The following is a 14,273-nucleotide window of genomic DNA, read 5'->3' as shown; positions in this document are numbered from 1 at the left end:
CATGCTCTCTGGATCCTTGTTCTTCGGCTTTACCACTGGCCTGTCCCTCATCGTCGCCATCGGTGCGCAAAATGCGTTTGTGCTGCGCCAGGGAATCAGGAAAGAGCATGTTTTCATCACCGCTTTGGTGTGCTCATTATCAGATGCGATCCTGATTGCCGCCGGAGCCAGCGGCATGGGAGCGCTTGTCGACCGAGCGCCCTGGATATTGGTGATTGCGCGAATAGGCGGTTTCATCTTCCTGGCAAGCTACGCGATTTTCGCTTTCCGCCGAGCACTGAAGCCCGAGGCGCTGAAAGTCTCAGGGCTCCCCGGTGCAACAACAGCCGTCTCGATCATCGGAACGACGTTGGCCCTCACCTGGCTGAATCCACATGTCTATATCGACACGGTACTGCTTCTTGGTTCAATTGCTACTTCCCAAGCCGCAGGCGCACCCTATTTCGCCACTGGTGCGATCATTGCCAGCTTCACTTGGTTCTTCGCACTTGCCTACGCCGCACGCTTCCTTGCCCCGCTCTTTGCCAACCCCAAGGCGTGGCAGGTACTTGATGTACTTATCGGAACCGTCATGCTCATCTTTGCCAGCATGCTGATCCTGCCAGTTCTCACCAAGTAATCCACAGGCAAACACTCTTATCCACAGTGACTGTGAACAACTTTTACAAACAGTTGTTCACAAAGTTATCCACAGCTGGGGAGAACTTGGGTGGAGTTCATGATTTTTCGGATAAAGTACAGGTCGACGGAGATATTGGAAACTGAAATGACACGCTTGTAAGTTATTAACACTGTGGATTCTGGCTGTGGATAAGACGTGATTCCGCTTATTGAACCGTGATTCTCATGATTCGTTTAAACTTTCGAACCCGAAGTTATTAACAGTCGGTGGATTCGTATATGCACTATCTACAGGGGTTGTTAAAAAGTTATCCACAACTGGGGACAAGGTTGTGAGTATTGGGTACTCGAAGGCGAATATCCCTGATATCACGGGGCCTAGGGGCTGTTAATAACCACTAGGCCTCGAGAGTTACACGCTTGTAAGTTATTAACAGTGTGGATAAGCAGTGTGGATAACTGTATTGCCTCTTTTCGAACTATCCCAAGGGCCACTTCACTGCTTCCGTGGAGAGGTAAAGGGCTGCCAGCAACGCAATCGACAAGGCCGTGAGTAAAAGTATCTGGGTACGCGCACGCTGTGGATTACTTCGCGGGATCAGCACAATGCAGCAGGCTGCGAGGATACCCAATATCGCTCCGCCCAGATGCCCCTGCCACGAAATACTGGGAATAACGAAGCCGAGAACGACATTCAGCGCCAGGATAATTCCCATGGAGCGAAGTGCCTGCTTATTGGAACGGAACACTACGAAAGTTGCGAGGAACAAGCCTGCCAGTGCGCCCGAAGCGCCGAGCGTGGCGCTGATCGGGTTGCTCAGCAGGAGAACGCCCAGTGAACCGCCAAAAGCGCTGAGCAGGTATAGCCAGGTGAAGCGCAGCCGTCCCATCCTTGGTTCGAGCATGGTGCCGAAGATGTAGACGCCGTACATGTTCATGGCAAGGTGCAAGAAGGAGCTCGTGGAGTGGGCAAAGGCGCTGGTGATCAGGCGCCATGGCTCATAGGCGGCCAGAGCCGGCGCAAGTACAAGCTGATTGGTGAATCCAGGGATGATCCACTGCAGCAGATACACCAGCACGTTCAGGCCGATGAAAGTGTAGGTGATAACAGGAGCACCGGATCGAGCCCGGCCACCGAATTGGGTCTTCTGCCGCGGCAGGTTCTTATTGGCTTGCGCGACGCAGTCTACGCATTGCACACCTACAGGTGCAGAGACCTGGCACTGCGGGCAGACCGGACGTCCGCACCGGTGGCATGAAACATAGGACACCGTCTGCGGGTGTCGATAGCACGTCGGAGTTGCTTGGCCCTCTGGGAAAACCTGTCCAAAGGACATCAGTACCTGCCTTGAGTTGTGGGAGAAGGATTAAATACTCGAGGCCCCGACAATGCCGCTAGGGAATCGTCGGAGCCTCGGGTTGGTGCGCCTGTGTTGTTACAGGGTCTCGATGTCGACCGAGTTGATAACGACGTCTTCCAGTGGCTTGTCACGGCCATCGGTAGCAACGGCGTTCAGCGCGTCAACGATCTTGCGCGAGTCAGCGTCAAGGACTTCACCGAAGATGGTGTGCTTGCCCTGCAGCCAGGTGGTAGGAACGGTGGTGATGAAGAACTGCGAACCGTTGGTTCCGCGGCCCATGCGGATGCCCGCGTTGGCCATGGCCAGCTTGTAAGGCTCGTTGAAGTTCAGTTCTGGGTGGATCTCATCATCGAACTGGTAGCCTGGGCCGCCGAAGCCCTGGCCCAGTGGGTCGCCACCCTGAATCATGAAATCAGAAATGATGCGGTGGAAGATGGTTCCGCTGTACAGCGGGGTGTTGGTCTTCTTGTCACCGGATTCTGGGTGTACCCACTCCTGCTCACCGGTCGAGAGGCCAACGAAGTTCTTTACGGTCTTTGGTGCGTGGTTGCCGAAGAGATCGACAACGATATCGCCCAAAGTAGTGTGAATCGTGGCTTTATGAGTTGCGTTTGCGGTCATGCCTTCATTCTTCCACGATCTATGCTCGACCCGCTAAATACTGACGTACGCGTTGAGAGAAAATTTGGACCATTCTTAGGTTGCTTGTCCGATACTGCTGGCCACTGGGCATAGAACTGCCTAGTCTTGAACTGTCGGATAGCGTGAATTTTTTCGGATCGGGAGCAATGCATGAGCAAGAAGAGCAAAGCAGGAAAAGTACTAGCCGTTGGCTTGATTGCGGGACTTGTCGCAGTGCTGGTAGCCGTGTGGAAGGCCTCGAAACCAATTGAGGATCCATGGGAAAACGAACCACTTCCTGCACAACCACACGAGCCTGTTGAATCGCGTGAAGCCAGCGTGGAAGAAATCCGCGAAATCCTCGAAGATGACAAATAAAGCCGTCTAGGCTGCTTTTGGTTGGGCTTGCCCTCGAATCACGAGGGCAAGCCCAACAAGTATCACGGCCAACCCGGCATAGGTAGCGATAGGAACTACCTGCCCCAAGAACATTGCCGCTAGGATTGCCGCGCCAGGAATCTCGAGCAGAATCAGCGTCGAGACCGTGAGCGGACCGAGCACGCTGAGCAAATGATTCATGGCGGTATGGCCAAAGATCTGCGCGCAAAGCGTCAGCAGAATGATCGCCATCCATCCTCGGGCGTCGAAACCCCAAATCGGCGTTCCAGTCAGGAAACAAAGGATTAGCAGCACTGCGGCGGTAATGGCATAGCAGCTCGAGGCATACGTTGTAGTTCCCAAGGTCCTGCGAGCCACGGATCCGGCCAGCGTGTACACAGCGGCCAAGACGCCACCGGCTAGTGCCAAGAGGTCGCCAATGATGGCATCACGTCCCAGCCCCATGTCGAATCCCGTGATGATGATTGCACCAAGCAGCGCAATGCCCATGCCAAGGAAAACCTGCGTTCGATATTTGGTTCCGCGAAGAACCTGGTAAATCGCGATCCAGACACCTTGGATGCACACCAGTGCCGTTCCAGCAGCCACGCTGGTTAGTCGCATCGAATACATGAAGCACACGAAATGCAGTGCGAGAGCTACACCTGCTACCCCGGTGAAGAACCATTCTCGCCCGGTCATCTGCAGATAAGCTTTGGAGTTCTTTCGCAGTGCCGGTGCGCTGAGCGCGGCCGCCGCAGCTCCATTGCGCCAAAAGGCCATGGAGAGAACCGGGACACCAGGGAAGGCGGCAATAATGGGGCCAGATGCCGAAATCCCGAGAATTCCGACCAAGGCAAGCAAGATGGTCACCAACCAAGATTACAGTTTCCCAGCGCATGGGCTTCATTCGAACTTGGAACGTGCCGGATCCGGCGAATACTTGGACAGATCAAGATATTCTTATGATGGAATACTTTTATCCGTGCCCGCACTCTCGAGCTATTTAGCGTCTTTTCTCCGCCAATAAGCTGCGATCAATGCGCCGGACAAGTTATGCCAAACAGAGAATACGGCACCTGGCAGAGCGGCTTCAGGCGAGAAGTATTGCTTCGCTAGCCCACCGGCGAGGCCTGAATTCTGCATGCCGACTTCGATGGCGATTGTTCGCCGGGAAGCTTCGGGAACGCGCAACAGGACACCCATGGCATACCCCAAAGCCAGGCCCAGGGCATTATGCAAAATGACCGCAACCAGGACCAGCAGGCCAGCAGTCAAAATCGTCTGTGCACTGCCCGCGACGATGACCGTCACCACGAAGGTGATGGCTAGTACCGACAGCCATGGCAGCACACCACCGATCTTCGCCACGAACTGGTTGAACAGCATGCGCAGGACGATGCCTAGGACCACAGGGATCAGTACGATCTTGATGACGCTGACGGCCATGGATCCAGCATCGACTGGCATGTACTGGCCAGCCAGCCACAAGGCCAGCGCCGGGGTCAGCAGCGGTGCGAGCAAGGTCGACACGGAAGTCATGGCAACGGACAGGGCGACATTGCCTCGAGCCAGGTAGGAAACCACATTCGATGCCGTGCCTCCTGGTGCGCAGCCAACCAGGATCAGGCCGGCGGCCAAGGCCGGGTCAAGCTGCAGCAGCGTGGCGACCAGCCAGCCCATGGATGGCATCAGGATGAACTGCGCTGTGACACCGCCGAGCACCGGCAACGGGTTCTTGAACACCAGGGCGAAGTCTGGCAAGGTCAGCGTCAGCCCCATGCAGAACATGATCACCATCAGCAGGGGATTTATCCATCCGGAAAACCCCACGAACGCTTGGGGAACAAGCATTCCGCACAGTCCGCCCAGCAAAATCAGCACAGGGAAGAGCAGTACCGCGATGCGGGAGTCTTTTTCGTTCTTGTTGGCATTTGCCGCCGCGGCGGAAGGGCTGGACTGTTCATAGGGCACCTAGGTATTTTGCCACTAAAGAGTTGCGGCCACAACGAGACAACTGAAGTTAATCCACTGCCCTTGTCATATTCACTTGCGTGTAATTGACGAAAAGCATGCTGAAGATGTGAAGGTAGCAATCGTCGCTGAATCGTTCCTTCCCCATTTCAATGGGGTCACCAACTCAATCCTCAAGACGCTGGATCACCTCAGGCAGACTGGCCAGGAGGCCGTGGTCATTACCCCTGCAGGCTCGCTGGCAGGGGAGCTGTCAGGCCATGGCGTGCCAAAGCTCTATCAGGGCTTCAAGATCCTCACAGTTCCGTCGATGCCTTTGGCAAGCTATCCCGAGGTTCGGGTAGCTGCCACCAGTGTGGCGCGCCTGCGCAAGATGCTGGCTCGAGAGCGCGTCGACGTAGTTCATCTGGCTAGCCCGTTCATCCTTGGATGGCAGGCTCTGCGCGCTGCACAGGAACTCGAATTGCCCACCGTGGCGCTGTATCAGACCGAGGTTCCCAGCTACGCGGCACGCTACAAAATGCCGTGGCTGACGCAGAGGCTCTGGGAGCACGTCAGAGCGATCCACACGGGTGCGGACCTCACTCTGGTTCCAAGCACGTTTTCCTACCACCAGCTCGAATCTCTGGGCGTTCCGCGGCTTGCCATTTCAGGCAGGGGAGTAGATACAGCGCAGTTCACGCCAAGACGGCGAAGCGAGCAGTTCAGGCAGGCGGTTGCCCCGAATGACGAGGTAGTCATTGGCTACGTCGGCCGGCTGGCAGCAGAGAAGCAGGTCGCGGACCTGCAGGCCCTGGCGAGTCTTGAGAATACTCGGCTGGTGATCGTCGGTTCCGGCCCACTCGAGGACGAACTGCGCAGCCTTTTGCCCAACGCCCACTTCACCGGTTTCCTTTCCGGGGAACGCTTGGCCGAGGTCATGGCTTCGATGGACATCTTTGTGCATCCTGGCGCCTCAGAGACCTTTTGCCAGACCATTCAGGAAGCCATGGCCTGTGGTGTGCCTGTCGTGGCCGTAGGCCGTGGGGGACCGCTGGATCTGGTGGATTCCTCGCGCACGGGCTGGCTCTATCAGCCAGGAAACCTTAGTGAGCTGCGCAGTCGGGTCAGCGACTTGGCCTATGACGATGCGAAACGGCTGGCTTTTGCCAGCGCTGCGCTTAGCAGTGTCCAGGATCGGTCCTGGCACAGCATTGGCGAGCAGCTTATTGGACACTATGAGCATGTCCGGATGGCCCGGATCCGGCACTAGCGAAATAGAATTTTCTTCTGGATACGCAAAAGGCGGAAAGTTTTCACTTTCCGCCTTTTGGCAAATGTGGAGCCTAGGAGAATCGAACTCCTGACATTCTGCTTGCAAAGCAGACGCTCTACCAACTGAGCTAAGGCCCCGTATTCAATTTTGAAGTTTCCACTCCAAGATCAATTCATCCGAATCAATCAAAAAGAATTAGCGGAAAGTTTTCACTTTCCGCCACTTTCTTTTGTGGAGCCTAGGAGAATCGAACTCCTGACATTCTGCTTGCAAAGCAGACGCTCTACCAACTGAGCTAAGGCCCCAAAAGCTTTAGGAAACTTTATCGGCTACCTGATGCCAGGTTTCCTTCGTTTCCGACGAAGCCTTCGCTTTCTTGACCAAGACTACTGCAGCAGCCGCGATCGATGCGAGAACCAGGAACTTTTTCATTACTCCCTCTTTCTCTCCAGCAAGGTTTCCGTGGGCGTACCAAGACTTGAACTTGGGACCTCTTCGTTATCAGCGAAGCGCTCTAACCGCCTGAGCTATACGCCCTTGCTTTTGTTTTTGTTCCCTTCGGAACGAAATAAAACTTTACCGGTGTTCTCCCAAAGATACAAATCGAGCCCGGGTGTCATGCATCACAGCATGAATCCCGGGCTCGACTTGGGGTGTTCCTAGTCGTCGGTGAGGGTCACTCCGGCTCCGCCGACCAGTGAAGCAGCAATGTTGTACAGCACCGCGCCAAGCATGGAGACCACGGAAATTACCACTACGTTCACCACTGCGATGATCGTCGCGTAGGAAGCCACCTGGCCCAGCGACATGGTGTCGCGCAGGTCGAAGTTGCCGTCGGCGCCAATGGCCTCGCGCATCAGCTGGTTGAACGCATCAAAGGTTCCGGTCAGATCCAAGACAGCCCAGATGCCCACGGCGGCAACCACGGTGATCACACCGAAAGCTACCGAGAGCAGGAAGGCCAGCTTCAGAACCGAGAAGGGCTCCACCTTGGAAACCAGCAGGCGGGCCTTGCGGACCTTTGCCTTGGGCGCTGGACGAACCAGGCGATCCTGGCCATTGGCCGGACGCTGCTGGCTGGTTGGGCGCTGCGGCGCTCCTGTCGGGCGCTGGCCCGCTGGACGCGCTTGGCCTGTTGCTGGTCGTGCGCCGGCGCTAGCCGGACGGGCGCCAGTACCGGTCGGAGCCGGACGCTTTACCTGGGTAGGTCGCGGCGCTGCGCTCTTCGGGGCACCGCCGCTGGGGCGTGGCGTCGAGGGCGTGCTCATGCGTTACCTCCGTTAGTGTCGTCATCGTTTTCCGCGCCGGATTCGTTTTCTGGCACAGCCGATGACTCATCGATCGTGTTTTCTGCGTCCAACGTTACGGCATCTTCCTCCAAGTTCTCTTCGAGCTCGGTCTCAGAGTTCTTGGCAACCGCAAGGATCCGGTCCTTCTTGTCCGGCTTGGCGAAGATGACGCCCATCGTGTCGCGGCCCTTCGAAGGAACCTGTGAAACGGCCGAGCGGACCACCTTGCCCGAGCCCATCACCACCAAGACCTCATCGGTCTCGTCGACGATCAGCGCGCCAACCAGCTCACCGCGTTCCTCGTTGAGCTTGGCCACCTTAATGCCCAAACCACCGCGGGATTGCACACGGTATTCCTCCACGGTGGTGCGCTTGGCGTAGCCCTCGTTGGTCACGGTGAAGACATAGGAGCCTTCGCGGACCACATCGGCTGCCAGCAGCTCATCGTCTTCGCGGAACTTCATTCCGGTCACGCCCGAGGTTGCACGGCCCATGGGGCGCAGCGCGGTATCGGTGGCGGTGAAGCGGACCGACTGGCCCTTGCGTGAGACGAGCATCACGTCATCGGATTCACTGACCAGCTGCGCGGAGACCAGTTCATCGTCCTCGCGCAGGTTGATCGCGATCACGCCGGCGGTGCGGTTGGTGTCGTAATCCTCCAGGCGGGTCTTCTTCACCAAGCCGTTGCGGGTAGCCAGCATCAGGTAGGCCGCATCCTGGTAGGTGCGCAGGTCCAGCACCTGGGCAATGTGCTCATCCGGCTGGAAGGCCATCACGTTGGCTACGTGCTGGCCCTTGGCATCGCGGCCGGCCTCGGCCAGCTCGTAGCACTTGGTGCGGTAAACCCGGCCGTGGTTGGTGAAGAACAGCAGCCAGTTGTGGGTCGAGGTGACGAAGAAGTGCTCCACCACGTCGTCCCCGCGCAGGTTCGCGCCCTTGATGCCCTTGCCGCCACGTGCCTGCGAACGGTAGTTGTCGATGCGGGTGCGCTTGACGTAGCCGCCGCGGGTGATGGTGACGACCATTTCCTCTTCGGGAATCAGGTCTTCGACGCTCATGTCGCCGTCGTAGCCCATCAGCACCTTGGTACGGCGGTCGTCGCCATGCTTGTCGACGATCTCGGCCAGTTCTTCGGAGACTATCTGGCGCTGGCGTGCCGGATCGGCGATGATCGCCTGGAATTCGGCGATCATGCGCTCGAGCTCGGCATGGCGATCCTGGATCTTCTGGCGCTCGAGGGCGGCCAGGCGGCGCAGCTGCATGTCGAGGATGGCGCGGGACTGCGCCTCGTCGATGTCCAGCAGTTCCATCAGCCCGTCGCGCGCCGCCTCGGTGGTAGCCGAGCGGCGAATCAGGGCGATGACCTCGTCCAGGGCATCCAGGGCCTTGAGCAGGCCGCGCAGGATGTGGGCTTCTTCCTCGGCCTTCTTCAGGCGGTATTCGGTACGGCGGACGATCACTTCGATCTGGTGGGTGACCCAGTGGCGGATGAATCCATCCAGCGGCAGGGTGCGCGGCACCCCGTCGACGATCGCGAGCATGTTGGCCGAGAAGTTGGACTGCAGCTCGGTGTGCTTGTACAGGTTGTTCAGCACTACCTTGGCCACGGCATCGCGCTTGAGCACGATGACCAGGCGCTGGCCGGTGCGGCCCGAGGTCTCGTCGCGCATGTCGGCGATGCCGGCGATCTTGCCGTCGCGGACCAGTTCGGCGATCTTCACCGCGAGGTTATCCGGGTTGGCCATGTACGGCAGTTCGGTGACCACCAGGCAGGTGCGTCCCTGGATTTCCTCCACGTTGACCACTGCGCGCATGGTGATCGAGCCGCGGCCGGTGCGGTAGGCATCGGCGATGCCCTTGGTGCCCAGGATCATGGCGCCGGATGGGAAGTCCGGGCCCTTCACGCGCAGCATCAGCTCGGCGAGCAGCTCCTCGCGCGAAACTTCCGGGTTCTTCAGGTACCACTGCACGCCCTCGGCGACTTCGCGCAGGTTGTGCGGCGGGATGTTGGTTGCCATGCCCACGGCGATGCCGGAGGAGCCGTTGACCAAAAGGTTGGGGAAACGCGCCGGAAGAACCGTTGGTTCCTGGTTCTTGCCGTCGTAGTTGTCCTGGAAATCAACGGTGTTCTCGTTGATGTCGCGGACCATTTCCATGGCCAGCGGGGCCATCTTGGTTTCGGTGTAACGCTGGGCGGCGGCGCCGTCGTTGCCTGGGGAGCCGAAGTTGCCCTGGCCCAGGGCCAGCGGGTAGCGCATGACCCAGTCCTGGATCAGGCGGACCAGCGCATCGTAGATCGCGGTGTCGCCGTGCGGGTGGTACTGGCCCATGACTTCGCCGACCACGCGGGCGCACTTGTTGTACGAGCGCTCAGGGCGGTAGCCGCCGTCGTACATTGCGTACAGCACGCGGCGGTGCACAGGCTTCAGGCCATCGCGCACATCCGGCAGCGCACGGCCGACAATGACGGCCATGGCGTAGTCGAGGTACGAACGCTGCATTTCGGTCTGCAGGTCGATCTGGTCGATGCGACCGCCTTCTGGGACCGGCTCGATGATCTCGCCGTCCATTGGTGCGTTCTCAGGGGTTTGCTCGTCGCTCAATTTCTTCCCTTACAAGTCAAAAAAGTCTTCGGTGGATATCTGTGGTGGCGGCGGCCGGCTAGATATCCAGGAAGCGCACGTCCTTGGCGTTCTGCTGGATGAAGTTACGGCGGGACTCGACGTCCTCGCCCATCAGCACGGAGAACACCTCGTCCGCGGCTGCGGCGTCGTCCATGGTGACCTGGCGCAGCGTACGGTGTTCCGGATCCATGGTGGTGTCCCACAGTTCCGAGTAGTCCATCTCGCCCAGGCCCTTGTAGCGCTGGATGCCGTTGTCCTTGGGCAGGCGCTTGTTCGATGCCTGGCCGGCGAGCAGCGCATCATCGCGTTCCTTATCGGAGAACACGTAGTCATGCGGCGCATTGGACCACTTGATGCGGTACAGCGGCGGGGCTGCCAGGTAGACGTAACCGTGCTCGATCAGCGGGCGCATGAAGCGGAAGATCAAGGTCAGCAGCAGCGTGGTGATGTGCTGGCCGTCCACGTCGGCATCGGCCATCAGCACGATCTTGTGGTAGCGCAGCTTGGCCATGTCGAACTCTTCGCCGATGCCGGTGCCGAAGGCGGTGATCATCGCCTGCACTTCGGCATTGCCCAGCGCGCGGTCCAGGCGGGCACGCTCCACGTTCAGGATCTTGCCGCGCAGCGGCAGGATGGCCTGGGTGTGCGGGTCGCGTCCGCGCTTGGCGGAGCCTCCTGCGGAGTCGCCCTCCACGATGAACACTTCGCACTCGGCAGGGTTCTTCGAGGAGCAGTCCGAGAGCTTGCCCGGCATGCCGAAGGATTCCATCGGCGACTTGCGGCGGGCGTTGTCGCGGGCCTTGCGGGCGGCCATGCGGGCCTGCGAAGCCAGTTGGGCCTTGCGGATGATGTCGCGGGCCACGTTCGGGTTGCGCTCGAACCAGTCGCCCAGTTCCTCGTTGACCACGCCCTGGACGAAGCCTCGGGCCATCGAGTTGCCCAGCTTGGTCTTGGTCTGGCCCTCGAACTGGGGCTCGGAGAGCTTGACCGAAATCACGGCGGTCAACCCTTCGCGGGCGTCCTCGCCGGTGAGGTTGTCGTCCTTTTCGCGCAGGATCTTGTTATCGCGTGCGTAGCGGTTGAGCAGGCCGGTCAGGGCCGCGCGGAAGCCCTCTTCGTGGGTGCCGCCTTCATGGGTGTTGATGGTGTTCGCGTAGGTGTGCACGGATTCGGCGTAGGCGCTGGTCCACTGCATCGCGATTTCCAGGCTGATGCCGCGGGCAGCATCTTCGGATTCGAAGGCGATGACCTCGTCGTGGACCAGTTCGATCTTCTTGGCGGCGTTCAGGTGCTTGACGTAGTCCAGCAGGCCGTCCTTGTACAGGTAGTCCACGGTGCGCGGCTTGACTACCTGGTTCTCGATTTCCTCCTCGACCTCGGCCTCGGGCTCTTCGTTGTCCTGCACGCGCTCATCGGTGAGGGTGATGCGCAGGCCCTTGTTCAGGAAGGCCATCTGCTGGAAACGGGCGCGAAGCGTCTCGAAATCGAATTCGGTGGTCTCGAAGATTTCCGGATCCGGGTAGAAGGTCTGGCTGGTGCCTGTCAGCTCGGTTTCTTCGCCCTTGGTCAGCTCCTGGACGGTGTGGCCGCCGTTGCCGAAGCCGATGCGCCACGCATGGCCCTGGCGGCGAACGATGGTGTCGACCTTCTCGGACAGGGCGTTCACCACGGAGATGCCCACACCGTGCAGGCCGCCGGAGACCGCGTAGCCGCCGCCGCCGAACTTGCCGCCTGCGTGCAGGATGGTCATGACAACCTCTACGGTTGGCTTGCCCTCGGTTGGGTGGATGTCTACTGGGATACCGCGGCCGTTATCTTCACAGCGCACGCCGCCATCTGCCTGCAGCGTGACGTTGATGGTGTCGCAGTAGCCAGCCAGCGCCTCATCGACGGAGTTGTCGACGACTTCGTAGACCAAGTGGTGCAGGCCTCGAGGGCCGGTGGAACCGATGTACATGCCCGGACGTTTGCGTACCGCTTCGAGTCCTTCGAGGACGGTAATATCCTGGGCGCCGTAAGTGTGTTCGACTTTGGAAGTCATCGATTCCGCGGGGGCTTGGCTTTCAGCCGGTTCCTGCGGTGAAGCATTTTCGGTAGACACGGGTGCTACGAACTCCTCGGATTTGGCGCGCGATTGCCCGCTGCGATGGATTCAGCGCGTCAGGCAATCATGGTCTGGAGGGACACCGCCACCGGGCAAGCCCGCAGCGGAGTCATTTCACTACCTCTAATTCTACCGCGTAGACCAAAATAAACGGTGACTTTGAGGCCTAAATCGCCCACCAAAAGCTGCTAATTGACGTTCTGAGGCAGTTGTGGCGATCAAGTGTGGGGGGATCCACCCTCCGGGTCCGTGAGTGCGCCATATGCCGTGCCAGCAATTTCTACCCGTATGTGTCGCGTGGACCCCGGCCGGCCACCGAACGCATGCCATGGCGCCAGGAGGGAGCATTAGGCCCGAGCACCTTGAGCACGGTGACGATCCCGGGACCCAACTCGGCATCGAATTTCTTCAGAATATCGTGGCTGAGCAGGCGCATTTGCGCAGCTCTCGCTGTTGTATCGCAGCGCATCACCACCACAGTGTCTTCAAAGGATTCCGGCTTGCAGTGCTTCGCGTTCTCCACGCCAATGATGTCGGGCCAGCGGCCGAGTACCGATCCGACCGCGACCTGGGTGTTCCAGCCGCGGGACTTGGACAAGCGGGAGACTACTTCGCCGATGGCGCGCGGATCGCGGATCGCGCCCTCGGCGGATTCCGGCTTTTCCGCGGCGAATCCGCGGCGGGCGGCTTTTCGCTTGCGCACTTTGTCCATGCGCGCCGCATCTATGCGCTTCTCGCCACGTTCTTCGGCGAGCTTTCGCATGCGGTTGAGCAGTGCTTTGGCCGCATCGATCTCTGGATCGAAGCGGTGTTCATCCCGTTCTGATGGCTCATGCATCGACAACCTGGCCAGGGGAGACCTGGAAGTAATGTCCCTTCAGTGCTTCTGGAACATCTTCGACAACGGCGGCGGTCACCAGAACCTGCTCGGCTCCGGCAACGATATGCGCCAAACGATCACGACGGGTGGTGTCCAGCTCGGCAAAGACATCATCAAGGATCAGGATGGGTCCAGAACCTGGGCGGGGATCGTCATCGCCGAAAACACGGTAGGCGGCAAGGCGCAGGGCCAGGGCAAAGGACCAGGTTTCCCCGTGCGAGGCATAGCCCTTGGCAGGGGTCGGTCCCAGGATCAGGGTCAGATCGTCCCGGTGCGGTCCAAAGAGCGAAATTCCGCGGTCGACTTCCCGACCGCGATTAACTTCAATGGCGTTCAGCAGCAGTTCCTGGATTTCTTCTTGGTCCAAGGACTCAAGATCCTCTGCCGGCAGGCTGTTTTCATCGAGTTCGCCCTCGAGCGAGGACCGGTAGACGGCGCGCGCTTCCTTCGCGCCATCGGCCAAATCCGCGTAGGCGGCCTGCATGTACGGGCGAATCAAGGCCAGGACGTCAAGGCGTCCGCGGATCAATCGAGCGCCCGTCAAGGCCAACTGCAGATCCCAGGCCTTGAGGGTGTTTTCCTGCGAGGTGCTCAGCTTGGACTTGCCGCGGATGGATTTGAGCAGGGCATTGCGTTGCTTCACGATGCGGTCGTAGTCGTTCTTGGTACCGGCGTCTACCGGGCGCAGGGCTACCAGGAGCTCGTCCAAGAACTTGCGGCGGTTGGACGGGTCGCCCTTGATCAGTGCCATGTCCTCCGGGGCGAAGAGCACGGTGCGCACCATGCCCAGGATCTCCCGAGCGCGAACCGGGTTGGCCCGGTTGATGCGGGCACGATTGACCTTCCCACTGGTGATTTCGACCTCGATCACCGTGGTTTGCGGGCCACGATGCACGGTGCCGCGAATCAGCGCGCGCTCAGAACCGAAATGCAGCAACGGGGCGTCATTGCTCACGCGATGCGAAGAGAGATTGGCCAAATAGCCAACGGACTCAACGATATTGGTTTTGCCGACGCCGTTGGGGCCGATCAGAACGTTGATCCCAGGGGCCAGGTGCACGTCGGCCTGCGCATACGAGCGGAAGCCCGTGAGTGAAAGCTGCGAGATATACACCGAGGTCCTGACAGAAAGAAGGTGGTGGATGGTTAAAGCCATCCACCACGAA

General features: G+C 59.3%; 13 protein-coding genes and 3 tRNA genes. 3 read left to right on the top strand and 13 right to left on the bottom strand.

Annotated elements, in window-relative coordinates:
• Position 1: 1 nt before the first annotated feature.
• The gene (locus tag ACIQTS_RS06110) at positions 2-619 is read left to right on the top strand and encodes a LysE/ArgO family amino acid transporter (RefSeq protein ID WP_402472053.1); all 618 of its coding nucleotides are present in this window, start codon (positions 2-4) and stop codon (positions 617-619) included.
• A gap of 481 nt (positions 620-1,100) precedes the next feature.
• Here the strand turns inward: ACIQTS_RS06110 and ACIQTS_RS06105 are convergent, their stop codons facing one another.
• Together ACIQTS_RS06105 and ACIQTS_RS06100 are read right to left on the bottom strand one after the other, a co-directional pair.
• Positions 1,101-1,820 (bottom strand): rhomboid family intramembrane serine protease, encoded by a 720-nt coding sequence (locus ACIQTS_RS06105; protein WP_332594768.1) that lies wholly within the window; start codon positions 1,818-1,820, stop codon positions 1,101-1,103.
• A 237-nt stretch (positions 1,821-2,057) separates the two neighbouring features.
• A complete protein-coding gene (locus ACIQTS_RS06100; RefSeq protein ID WP_105658683.1) occupies positions 2,058-2,603 on the bottom strand; it encodes a peptidylprolyl isomerase in 546 nt (181 codons plus the stop codon).
• A 171-nt stretch (positions 2,604-2,774) separates the two neighbouring features.
• Between ACIQTS_RS06100 and ACIQTS_RS06095 the strand changes: the two genes are divergently transcribed.
• Positions 2,775-2,981, top strand: coding sequence for a hypothetical protein (locus tag ACIQTS_RS06095; protein ID WP_105658684.1), 207 nt, complete (start codon positions 2,775-2,777; stop codon positions 2,979-2,981).
• 6 nt (positions 2,982-2,987) lie between these two features.
• On the opposite strand, the gene ACIQTS_RS06090 is transcribed toward ACIQTS_RS06095, so the two are convergent.
• Together ACIQTS_RS06090 and ACIQTS_RS06085 are read right to left on the bottom strand one after the other, a co-directional pair.
• On the bottom strand, positions 2,988-3,854 hold the full coding sequence (locus tag ACIQTS_RS06090) for a DMT family transporter (protein WP_105658702.1): 867 nt from the start codon (positions 3,852-3,854) through the stop codon (positions 2,988-2,990).
• 129 nt (positions 3,855-3,983) lie between these two features.
• Positions 3,984-4,955 (bottom strand): bile acid:sodium symporter family protein, encoded by a 972-nt coding sequence (locus tag ACIQTS_RS06085; RefSeq protein ID WP_400289694.1) that lies wholly within the window; start codon positions 4,953-4,955, stop codon positions 3,984-3,986.
• 109 nt (positions 4,956-5,064) lie between these two features.
• Here ACIQTS_RS06085 and ACIQTS_RS06080 point away from each other — a divergent pair, with 109 nt between their 5' ends.
• Positions 5,065-6,207 carry a glycosyltransferase family 1 protein gene (locus ACIQTS_RS06080; protein ID WP_286134352.1) on the top strand — a complete coding sequence of 381 codons (1,143 nt, stop codon included), beginning with the start codon at positions 5,065-5,067 and terminating at the stop codon, positions 6,205-6,207.
• Between the two features lie 67 nt (positions 6,208-6,274).
• Here ACIQTS_RS06080 and ACIQTS_RS06075 read toward each other — a convergent pair.
• The 9 genes from ACIQTS_RS06075 to recF all read right to left on the bottom strand — a co-directional run bounded on the left by ACIQTS_RS06075 (position 6,275) and on the right by recF (position 14,221).
• Positions 6,275-6,347 (bottom strand) — tRNA-Ala (locus ACIQTS_RS06075).
• A gap of 95 nt (positions 6,348-6,442) precedes the next feature.
• Positions 6,443-6,515: transfer RNA gene (locus ACIQTS_RS06070), tRNA-Ala, on the bottom strand.
• Positions 6,516-6,522: 7 nt separating this feature from the next.
• The gene (locus tag ACIQTS_RS06065) at positions 6,523-6,642 is read right to left on the bottom strand and encodes a DLW-39 family protein (RefSeq protein ID WP_219844366.1); all 120 of its coding nucleotides are present in this window, start codon (positions 6,640-6,642) and stop codon (positions 6,523-6,525) included.
• 31 nt (positions 6,643-6,673) lie between these two features.
• A tRNA-Ile gene (locus ACIQTS_RS06060) sits at positions 6,674-6,747 on the bottom strand.
• Positions 6,748-6,869: 122 nt separating this feature from the next.
• Positions 6,870-7,478 (bottom strand): DUF3566 domain-containing protein, encoded by a 609-nt coding sequence (locus tag ACIQTS_RS06055; protein ID WP_133833758.1) that lies wholly within the window; start codon positions 7,476-7,478, stop codon positions 6,870-6,872.
• On the bottom strand, positions 7,475-10,102 hold the full coding sequence (gene gyrA / locus ACIQTS_RS06050) for a DNA gyrase subunit A (protein ID WP_400289696.1): 2,628 nt from the start codon (positions 10,100-10,102) through the stop codon (positions 7,475-7,477). Before gyrA ends, ACIQTS_RS06055 begins: the two co-directional genes overlap by 4 nt.
• A gap of 58 nt (positions 10,103-10,160) precedes the next feature.
• Positions 10,161-12,164 (bottom strand): DNA topoisomerase (ATP-hydrolyzing) subunit B, encoded by a 2,004-nt coding sequence (gyrB, locus tag ACIQTS_RS06045; protein ID WP_400290080.1) that lies wholly within the window; start codon positions 12,162-12,164, stop codon positions 10,161-10,163.
• A 343-nt stretch (positions 12,165-12,507) separates the two neighbouring features.
• Positions 12,508-13,065, bottom strand: coding sequence for a DUF721 domain-containing protein (locus tag ACIQTS_RS06040; RefSeq protein WP_400289698.1), 558 nt, complete (start codon positions 13,063-13,065; stop codon positions 12,508-12,510).
• Complete coding sequence (gene recF / locus ACIQTS_RS06035; protein WP_400289700.1) at positions 13,058-14,221, bottom strand: DNA replication/repair protein RecF; 1,164 nt, start codon at positions 14,219-14,221, stop codon at positions 13,058-13,060. Before recF ends, ACIQTS_RS06040 begins: the two co-directional genes overlap by 8 nt.
• Positions 14,222-14,273: the final 52 nt, after the last annotated feature.

The organism is Glutamicibacter sp. NPDC090743, from assembly GCF_044769125.1.
In the GTDB taxonomy this organism is placed as follows: domain Bacteria; phylum Actinomycetota; class Actinomycetes; order Actinomycetales; family Micrococcaceae; genus Glutamicibacter.
This window is presented reverse-complemented; position numbering and strand designations above follow the sequence as displayed.

What these genes read in the sequence shown, in the direction of transcription:
- gyrB (WP_400290080.1), bottom strand. Translation starts at nt 12,164, where the DNA reads ATGACTTCCAAAGTCGAACACACTTACGGCGCCCAGGATATTACCGTC.
- ACIQTS_RS06055 (WP_133833758.1), bottom strand. Translation starts at nt 7,478, where the DNA reads ATGAGCACGCCCTCGACGCCACGCCCCAGCGGCGGTGCCCCGAAGAGC.
- ACIQTS_RS06065 (WP_219844366.1), bottom strand. Translation starts at nt 6,642, where the DNA reads ATGAAAAAGTTCCTGGTTCTCGCATCGATCGCGGCTGCTGCAGTAGTC.
- ACIQTS_RS06110 (WP_402472053.1), top strand. Translation starts at nt 2, where the DNA reads ATGCTCTCTGGATCCTTGTTCTTCGGCTTTACCACTGGCCTGTCCCTC.
- ACIQTS_RS06100 (WP_105658683.1), bottom strand. Translation starts at nt 2,603, where the DNA reads ATGACCGCAAACGCAACTCATAAAGCCACGATTCACACTACTTTGGGC.
- ACIQTS_RS06040 (WP_400289698.1), bottom strand. Translation starts at nt 13,065, where the DNA reads ATGCATGAGCCATCAGAACGGGATGAACACCGCTTCGATCCAGAGATC.
- ACIQTS_RS06095 (WP_105658684.1), top strand. Translation starts at nt 2,775, where the DNA reads ATGAGCAAGAAGAGCAAAGCAGGAAAAGTACTAGCCGTTGGCTTGATT.